Origin of the sequence: Lacinutrix sp. (assembly GCF_023299985.1) — a bacterium.
Classification (GTDB): Bacteria; Bacteroidota; Bacteroidia; order Flavobacteriales; family Flavobacteriaceae; genus Lacinutrix.
In genome coordinates this window covers 1-9166 of record NZ_JALZVX010000200.1, presented here as the reverse complement: position 1 = coordinate 9166, position 9166 = coordinate 1, and the positions used below count along the sequence as shown (strand labels likewise).

Here is a 9166-nt window from a genome sequence, read left to right as displayed (position 1 = left end):
ATATTCCACGTAACGAAACTTTAGAACATCCAGAAATTTCAAACTTATTCCCTTGTGGTGAAGGTGGTGGTTATGCTGGCGGAATTGTAAGTGCTGCAATGGATGGTGAACGCTGTGCCGAAGCTGCTGTGGTTGGATTGTAAAAAATATATTATTTGAGAACACGATATCCTTTTGATTCCTCCATAAAGCGCCATTTAATTATTGGCATAGTCTTTTCTATCTGGATATTTATATTTCTTTTTTATACGGAACCGTTGGGAATTCAAATGTTCAACACTTCTGAAAAATTAAAATACCTTCCGCTTTATAGCTTAATTATATTTTTATGCTACGCTATTCTTTTACCGTTTCAAAATTACTACTACAAAAAAAACAATGGTATTTGGCATATAAAGGATGAATCTGTTTTCTTGATTATATTTATTATAAATACTTTCATTTTAACAAATTACATGTTTTCTAACTTAGTATTTGCATACGAACTAAACTTTATCCTGTCCATAGTTTTTTTGAAACAATTCTATATTCCTGCAGTTTTAACTTTACTACCACTTATAATAATTGTTCGATGGACCTTGGGACGCTATTCTCAAAAAAGGATAGCTCGTAAAAAAATAGAAATAAAAGGCTCAGGCAATTATGATAATTTACGCATAAATTTTAATGATTTAGTCTATATAAAATCTTCGGATAATTATATCGAAGTTTTATATCTAGAATCAGGAATTATAAAAAAAGCTATTATTAGAGCGCTATTAAAAAATATTGAAAAAACATTTCCTAATTTATTACGCACGCATCGCTCCTACTTAATAAATCCATTTCATTTTAAACAATGGAATTCCGGTAAAAATAAGTTAGAAGTGATTTTAAAAAATGACATAACGATACCTGTTTCAAAAACTTATATTGAAAACGTAAAACACGCTATTAACTCCACCACAAAAAAGCAATAACCTACCACATAAGGCTTTATATCACAGCTAAAGTGAACCACTATAGATTAGTTTTGGATTTTAATTATAATCTATTCCTATGAAAAACTCACTATCTATTCTACTTATGTGTAGCTTCCAATTTATCTATTCTCAAACTTCAGATTCTTTAAAAATAAAAGAACATCTTATAAAAATAACCAAAACGGAAAAAGCACGAAACTACAAAAACATTGCTACTCTTAATCAAGTTGCAAGTTATATCTATAATGAATTTAATACTTATGCAGATTCAACATATTATCAAAAATTTAAAGCAAACGGTAAAACATATAAAAATGTAATTTGCTCTTTTGGAAGTCATAATCTTCAAACTATAGTAATTGGTGCGCATTATGATGTTTGTGGAGATCAAGAAGGCGCAGACGATAATGCAAGTGGAGTGACTGGTTTATTGGAATTAGCTAGGCTGTTAAAAGATAAAACTTTAAAATATAAAATAGAGATTGTTGCTTATACCTTAGAAGAACCTCCTTTTTTTAGAACAAAATATATGGGTAGTTACATACATGCAAAATCTTTAAAAAACAAGAAGACTAACGTCTATGGTATGATTAGCTTAGAAATGATTGGTTACTTTGACGACGCAGAACATTCGCAAGAATATCCAAGAAATGATCTTTCTAAATTTTATGGAAATAAAGGGAATTATATTTCTATTGTAAATAAATTAAAGAAAGGAACGTTTGCACGAAAGTTCTCTACGCTTTTTATTAAAAAAAGGCATATTGAAACAAAAGAGATCTCTATACCACAATCTATAACTGGAGTTGACTTTTCTGATCACTTAAATTATTGGAGTTTTGACTATAGTGCTCTTATGATTACTGATACTGCTTTTTATCGAAATAAAAACTACCATAATTCTAGCGACACAGTGAAAACCTTAAATATTACTAAAATGACACAAGTAATAAATACTGTATATGAAACATTGACCGAATTGGAATAAACAGTCTTAGCAATTTCCTTAGACCATAAATATTCTTATTTTTGCAACACTAAACTTTGTTACAATGAAAGCATATATATTTCCAGGTCAAGGTGCTCAATTCTCAGGAATGGGCTTAGACTTATACGAGAACTTACCAGAAGCTCAACATTTATTTGAAGATGCTAACGAGATTTTAGGTTTCCATATTACAGACATTATGTTTGAAGGCACTGCTGAAGCTTTAAAAGAAACTAAAGTTACACAACCTGCTATTTTTTTACACTCTGTAATATTAGCTAAAACTTTAGGTGATAACTTTAAACCAGATATGGTTGCAGGACATTCTCTTGGAGAATTTTCTGCATTAGTTGCTAATGGTGCTTTAACTTTTGAAGACGGTTTACGCTTAGTATCACAACGTGCTTTAGCTATGCAAAAAGCTTGCGAAATACAACCAAGTACAATGGCTGCTGTTTTAGGTTTAGAAGATAACATAGTTGAAAAAATATGTAATGACACGCAAGGTATTGTTGTTGCAGCAAATTATAATTGTCCAGGACAATTAGTAATTTCTGGAGAAATTGATGCTATTAATAAAGCTTGCGAAAGCCTTAAAGAAGCTGGAGCAAGACGTGCTTTAGTGTTACCAGTTGGTGGTGCATTTCATTCTCCAATGATGGAGCCTGCTCGCGAAGAACTAGCAGCTGCTATAGAAAACACAACTTTTAGCAAACCTAATTGTCCTATCTACCAAAATGTAACTGCAAGTGCTATTTTAGATGAAAATGATATTAAAAAGAATTTAATATCGCAATTAACGGCACCTGTACGTTGGACACAATCTGTAGAACAAATGATTACAGATGGTGCAACTTTATTTACAGAAGTTGGACCAGGCAGAGTATTACAAGGCTTGGTAAAGAAAATAAACAAAGAAGCTGAAACTGCTTCTGCAACACTATAAGTACTTCTTAAATAGAAATTACATGAAAAAAAATAGAACACTATTTATTGTTTTACTTATTATATTCAATATTGCAATAGATCAAATTTCAAAATTTTGGGTAAGAGCAAATGTTGTTGCAGGAAGTAAAGCTGAAATTTTTGGTAATTATTTCACACTACATAACGTAGAAAATGAAGGCGCATTTTTAGGTTTAGGTAGCGACTTTAGTCCTGTTTTAAAAATCATATTACTTAATGTTTTACCAGTAGTGGTACTAACATTAGTATTGTTTCATGTTTTTAAAGATAAAGCTTTAGATAAGTTTTCTCTAATTGGTTTCTGTTGTATTATTGGTGGTGGAATAGCAAACTTATACGACCGCATACTTTATGGAAAAGTAACAGATTTCTGGCACATAGATTTAGGAGGCGTATTTAGAACAGGTATTTTTAACATTGCAGACATGTCTGTAATGGTTGGAATGGGCTTATTAATTTTAGGAAATTTTAAAAAGACAAAAGAATAAAACAACTAGTGTTTTAAATCTTAAAACTAATAGTTAGTCTTTATAAACTTTACCTTCTTTCATTACAAAAACAACATTCTCCATAGTTTTAATATTATCTATTGGATTATCGTTTGTAGCTACTATATCTGCTATAAATCCAGTTTTTAATTGTCCCAATTGATCTTCCATTTTTAGAATCATTGCATTTGTAATAGTTGCACTTTGTATGGTTTCTATAGCTGGCATTCCAGCTTCAACCATAAAACCAAATTCTTTTGCATTATCTCCATGGTAAAACACAGCAGCATCAGTACCAAAAGCAATACCAACTCCTGCTTTGTAAGCGCGTCCAAACATATCTTGCAGCTTTGGTCCAATATCTAAAGCCTTTGGAACTATAATATCTGGATAGTAATTTTTAATTTTTGCTTTTTCTGAAACAAATTTTCCAGCACTAATGGTTGGTACTAAATACACATCGTGCTTTTTCATTAACGCCATAGTTTCCTTACTCATAAGTGTGCCATGCTCTATCGTTTTTACACCTCCTAAAATAGCACGTTGTATGCCTTCGTCTCCATGAGCATGAGCAGCAACATGAAAACCATAATCTTTTGCTGTGTCGCAAATTGCTTTTATTTCTTCTAAAGTAAATTGCGGATTTGAGCTATTTTTAGCGACACTTAAAACACCACCAGTTGCTGTAATTTTAATTAAATCTGCTCCGTTTTTATAGCGTTGACGCACTGCTTTTTTTGCATCTTCCACACTATTAACAACACCTTCTTTTGGACCAGGATTTCCAGCCAAATCTCTACGATAACCGTTAGTAGGATCTGCATGACCTCCAGTTGTTGCTAACGACTTTTCTGCTGTAAAAATTCGTGGTCCAACAATTTTACCAGAAGCAATTGCCTTTTTTAAGGCAACATTTACTCCAGAACCACCTAAATCTCTAACCGTTGTAAAACCACTCATTAAAGAAATTTTAGCATATTGTGTTGAAGAAAATGCTACATCTGCTTCGTTTTGAGTAAAAACTTCAAGATATTTTTTTGGATTGGTTTCAGATTCTATATGCACATGCATATCTATTAAACCAGGCATTACTGTTTTCGATTTTAAATCAATAATAGTATCGTTGCTGTTTTTTGGATTAACATATCCATTTTCTATTGCAATTATTTTTTTACCAGAAACAATAATTGTTTTCTCTGTTAATACTTTTCCAGATTTTGTATCTACTAATTTACCACAATGTAGATACGTATTTTGAGCAGTGATTACTATTGATAATAATAATGTAAAAATTAAGAGTAGCTTTTTCATAGATTATAATGTTTGTTGCCATTTCCAAGCGGAAAGCATGGCATCATCTAAAGATGATTTGGCTTTCCAACCTAATGTATTATTTGCTTTTTTTGTATTTGCATAAGCAGAGATAACGTCTCCTTCTCGCCTATTTACAATTTTATAATTTAATTTTTTATTTGAAACATGCTCGAAAGACTTTATAACCTCTAACACTGTACTGCCAATTCCAGTTCCTAAATTATAGACTTCTAAGTTGTCTTGATTTTCTTTATTTAACAAACGCTGTAGTGCTATTACATGTGCATTTGCTATATCTACAACATGAATATAATCGCGAACACAAGTTCCATCTGTTGTTGGATAATTATCTCCAAAAACAAAGAGTTGCTCTCTAATTCCAGCTCCAGTTTGCGTAATATATGGTATTAAATTTTGTGGTACTCCAATTGGTAATTCTCCAATTTTTGCAGAACTATGCGCTCCAATAGGATTAAAATAACGTAATGCAATAGCATTAAAATTTTTATTTGCGTTACAAACATCTTTAATAATAGCTTCTCCAATTTGCTTGGTGTTTCCGTAAGGAGATTCGGCTAATTTTATTGGTGCTGCCTCTGTAATTGGCATAACGTCTGCTTGGCCATAAACAGTACAAGACGAACTAAATATAAAATTTGTATTCCCGTTTCTATTTAATTCTTGAAGCAAATAAATTAAAGTGTTTATATTGTTTTCGTAATACAACAATGGGTTTTCTACACTTTCGCCTACTGCTTTACTTGCTGCAAAGTGAATAACTCCAGAAATATCATTGTGTTTCTTTAAAAAGGCAACAGTGCTTTGTTTATCTCTTAAATCAAAATTTTCAAATTCGGGTGTTTGTTTAGTTATAGCAACTATACCTTCTAATACTTTAATTGAAGAATTAGACAAATTATCTACAATAACAACTTTAAAACCTGCTTCTTGAAGTGCAACTACAGTATGAGAACCAATATAACCTAATCCTCCTGTTACTAATATCTTTGCCATATTTTAAAACTTAATCTTTAATTTAAGACTAGTTCTAGTCTTGCGAAAAGGATGGAAACGGCATCCTTTTTTACTTTTTTAAGCAAAAAAGATATAGTGTACAGCCTGACTTTTGGCTACTAAAAGCCAAGAGGCTCGCCCTAATTATTATCTACAAATTCTATTACTGTTTTGGTAATAAAATCTATTTGCTCATTGTCTAACTCTGTATGCATTGGCAACGAAATAACTTCTTTAATTAGCTGATTGGTTACTTTAAAATCTGCTTCATTATATCTCGAATCTGCATAAGCTTTTTGCTTGTGTAATGGAATTGGATAGTAAACACCACATGGAATTCCATTATCGTTTAAATGCTTTGCAAGTGCGTCTCTGTCTGAGTTTTCAATTTTTAAAGTATATTGATGGAATACATGGCAATCGCAAGTATCGCAAATACTATCACACTTATTAACAGTTTTTGGTGTTGTAATTTTTTCATGGTTTACAAATGCTTTATTGTAGGCTCTTGCAGCATTTCTACGCGCATTATTATAGGTGTCTAAATGTGGTAATTTAGCATCTAAAACTGCAGCTTGAATAGAATCTAAACGCGAGTTTACACCTACAACATCGTGATGATAGCGTTTATACATACCATGGTTTACAACACCTCTAATTATGTGTGCTAGATCGTCATCATTAGTGAAAATCGCTCCTCCATCTCCATAACAGCCTAAGTTTTTAGATGGAAAAAAAGAGGTTGATGCTACATGACCAATAGTTCCAGACATTGCTTTTTCGCCTTTACTATTGGTGTATTTTGCTCCAATACCTTGTGCATTATCTTCTATAATATATAAATTGTGCTCTTTGGCTAAAGCCATTAATGCTTCCATATTAGAACATTGTCCAAATAAATGAACAGGTACAATAGCTTTTGTTTTTGGCGTAATTGCTTTTTTAACGGCTTCTATATTAATGTTAAAATCGTCTGGGTTAACATCTACTAAAACTGGTGTTAAATTTAAAAGTGCAATAACTTCTACTGTTGCTGCAAAAGTAAAATCTGCAGTAATAACCTCATCTCCTGGCTTTAGACCTAATCCCATCATGGCTATTTGTAAAGCATCTGTACCATTTGCACATGGTATTACGTGTTTAACTCCTAAATAGGTTTCTAAGTTTTTTTGAAACGCTTTAACTTGAGGTCCATTAATAAAACTAGTAGTATCAATCACCTCTTGAATAGCACTATTTACAACATCTTTTATTTCGGCATATTGACCTTTTAGATCAACCATTTGTATTTTTTTCATCTGCTCAATATATTATTTTAAAGGTCACATGCTATTGTTATTAACCATTTTTATTAACGTTAATATTTAAAACATGTGCGTTTTATGACACGAATTTACAAAATTCGTAAATGCTAAACAATGAATTATGTATTTTAGCACAAAGCATTTTCAAAGTTGAATTTATTGTACTCCTTAGTAATTTACATTGCCAGTTTTATTCTAAAAATTATTGGACTTTTTAATACCAAAATAAAACTTGGTATTAATGGTCGTGAAGAAACATTTAATAAACTAAAAGAAAATATAAATACTAATGATAAAACATTATGGTTCCATTGTGCTTCTTTAGGTGAATATGAGCAAGGCTTACCTGTTTTTAATGCATTACGTAAAGACTATCCTAAGCATAAAATAATATTATCTTTTTTCTCTCCCTCTGGTTATGAAATTAGAAAAAATGCTCCTTTTGCAGATGTTGTGGTTTACCTTCCTCTAGATACAAAAGCAAATGCTAAGCGCTTTTTAAATTTAGCACATCCTGAATTAACCGTTTTTGTAAAATATGAAATATGGCCAAATATTTTAAATGAATTAAAAAGAAGAACATTAAAAGTAGTATTAATTTCGGCTGCATTTAGAAAAAACCAATCATTTTTTAAGTGGTATGGAAAAAACACCAAGTCTGCTTTATTTGCTTTTGATCATATTTTTACACAAGATGAAGCGTCTAAAAGACTACTAAAAAACATAGGCTATAGTAAAGTAACGGTTTCTGGTGATACTAGATTTGATCGCGTAACAAACCAATTAACACAAGACAATACTTTAGATTTTGTTTCAAAATTTAAAGGAGATAATTTGTGTGCTGTTATAGGAAGTTCTTGGCCTGAAGACGAAAAACTAATTGTAAATTATATAAATAATGAAGCTAATAAAGATGTTAAATTTATTATTGCTCCACATAACATAAAATCTAGCCAAATTGAAGGTTTAAAACATAGTATTTCCAAAACTTGTATTTTATTTACAGAAAAAGAAGAAAAGAAAATCTCTAACTATCAAGTACTTATATTAGATACTATTGGCTTATTAACGAAAGTTTACAATTACGCAGACATCGCTTATGTTGGTGGAGCAATGGGAAAAACCGGCTTACACAATACACTAGAAGCTGCAGTTTTTGGGATACCAATAATAATAGGTAATAATCACTTAAAATTCCCTGAAGCACAAAAAATGATTGACAATAAGGGAATGGTTTCTATATCTAACCAAAGTGAACTTACTAAAACATTAAATCTTTTCCTAGCTGACAGAGTTTTAATGAATAAATGTGGAGATAAAAATTTCAATTTTATAAATAAAAATAAAGGAGCAGTAGTCCATATACTAGATTTTTTACATAATTAGACTAAAGTATTAGTATACTTATCGATAAAATGTTAAAATTTAAATTTGATTTTCAAAACAGTAATTTCACGACCTTAATTAATTTAAAATTAAAAAACCAATTAAAAATTTATTATTGAGCGCTGCTTTATTATTAGCATTAAGCTTAACGTTTACTTATTGTAGAGAAGTTAAAAGAAGGAGCTGATTTTGTTGGAGATGCTGTAGGAAATGCTGCTGATGCAACAGGTAATGCACTTGAAAATGCTGGAGATGCTTTAGGAGATGCTGCAGGTGATGCTGTTGATACAACTGGAAAGGCAATTAAAGATGGTGCTAAAGCTATAAAGGATGGTGCAAACAAAATTGAAGATAGTGCAAAAAAAGCTGGTGATGCACTAAAAAAAGGAGCAGATAAATTATAATATTTATCTATAAAATTATTTTATTAAAATCGTCTAAATTTATTTAGGCGATTTTTTTAGTTCCAAACTTAAGTTAGTTGCTATTAGCAAATAAAGAATTGCTTGATTAAATTTCATTTTGATATTTTAAAGAAAAAAATCTTAAAATGAAATTACTTTTTGTTCTAAAAATGCTTTAATATGGGTATTCTTTAACTTTATAAAACAAAAAAGTCGAAACTTTCGTTTCGACTTTTCATCTGTACTGAAGACGGGACTTGAACCCGTACGTCCTAATGGACATTGGATTTTAAGTCCAACGTGTCTACCAATTCCACCACTTCAGCTTGGTATATTTTAA

Annotated in this window: 9 protein-coding genes and 1 tRNA gene; 5 read left to right on the top strand and 5 right to left on the bottom strand. The window is 30.9% G+C overall.

Annotated features, from left to right (window positions below; translation table 11 throughout):
- The first annotated feature begins 455 nt into the window (after positions 1 to 455).
- The 4 genes from Q0C58_RS10735 (at position 456) to lspA (ending at position 3404) form a co-directional block, all read left to right on the top strand.
- Positions 456 to 959: a LytTR family DNA-binding domain-containing protein gene (locus Q0C58_RS10735; protein WP_290701258.1), complete on the top strand. Its 504-nt coding sequence runs from the start codon at positions 456 to 458 to the stop codon at positions 957 to 959.
- Between the two features lie 79 nt (positions 960 to 1038).
- Entirely contained in the window at positions 1039 to 1950 is a 912-nt protein-coding gene (locus tag Q0C58_RS10730; protein WP_290701256.1) for a M28 family peptidase, read from the top strand.
- A gap of 64 nt (positions 1951 to 2014) precedes the next feature.
- Positions 2015 to 2896, top strand: a complete 882-nt coding sequence (gene fabD, locus Q0C58_RS10725; protein ID WP_290701253.1) for an ACP S-malonyltransferase — start codon at positions 2015 to 2017, stop codon at positions 2894 to 2896.
- A 22-nt stretch (positions 2897 to 2918) separates the two neighbouring features.
- A complete protein-coding gene (gene lspA / locus Q0C58_RS10720) occupies positions 2919 to 3404 on the top strand; it encodes a signal peptidase II (RefSeq protein WP_290701250.1) in 486 nt (161 codons plus the stop codon).
- Between the two features lie 33 nt (positions 3405 to 3437).
- On the opposite strand, the gene Q0C58_RS10715 is transcribed toward lspA, so the two are convergent.
- The 3 genes from Q0C58_RS10715 to Q0C58_RS10705 form a co-directional block, all read right to left on the bottom strand.
- Complete coding sequence (locus Q0C58_RS10715; protein WP_290701247.1) at positions 3438 to 4715, bottom strand: amidohydrolase family protein; 1278 nt, start codon at positions 4713 to 4715, stop codon at positions 3438 to 3440.
- A 3-nt stretch (positions 4716 to 4718) separates the two neighbouring features.
- Positions 4719 to 5732 (bottom strand): UDP-glucose 4-epimerase GalE, encoded by a 1014-nt coding sequence (gene galE, locus Q0C58_RS10710; RefSeq protein ID WP_290701244.1) that lies wholly within the window; start codon positions 5730 to 5732, stop codon positions 4719 to 4721.
- 140 nt (positions 5733 to 5872) lie between these two features.
- Positions 5873 to 7030 carry a DegT/DnrJ/EryC1/StrS family aminotransferase gene (locus tag Q0C58_RS10705; RefSeq protein WP_290701241.1) on the bottom strand — a complete coding sequence of 386 codons (1158 nt, stop codon included), beginning with the start codon at positions 7028 to 7030 and terminating at the stop codon, positions 5873 to 5875.
- A gap of 165 nt (positions 7031 to 7195) precedes the next feature.
- On the opposite strand from Q0C58_RS10705, the gene Q0C58_RS10700 reads away from it, so the two are divergent.
- Positions 7196 to 8422, top strand: coding sequence for a glycosyltransferase N-terminal domain-containing protein (locus tag Q0C58_RS10700; RefSeq protein WP_366841649.1), 1227 nt, complete (start codon positions 7196 to 7198; stop codon positions 8420 to 8422).
- 145 nt (positions 8423 to 8567) lie between these two features.
- On the opposite strand, the gene Q0C58_RS10695 is transcribed toward Q0C58_RS10700, so the two are convergent.
- Positions 8568 to 8765 carry a hypothetical protein gene (locus tag Q0C58_RS10695; protein WP_290701223.1) on the bottom strand — a complete coding sequence of 66 codons (198 nt, stop codon included), beginning with the start codon at positions 8763 to 8765 and terminating at the stop codon, positions 8568 to 8570.
- Positions 8766 to 9068: 303 nt separating this feature from the next.
- Positions 9069 to 9152, bottom strand: a tRNA-Leu gene (locus tag Q0C58_RS10690).
- Between the last annotated feature and the right edge of the window lie 14 nt (positions 9153 to 9166).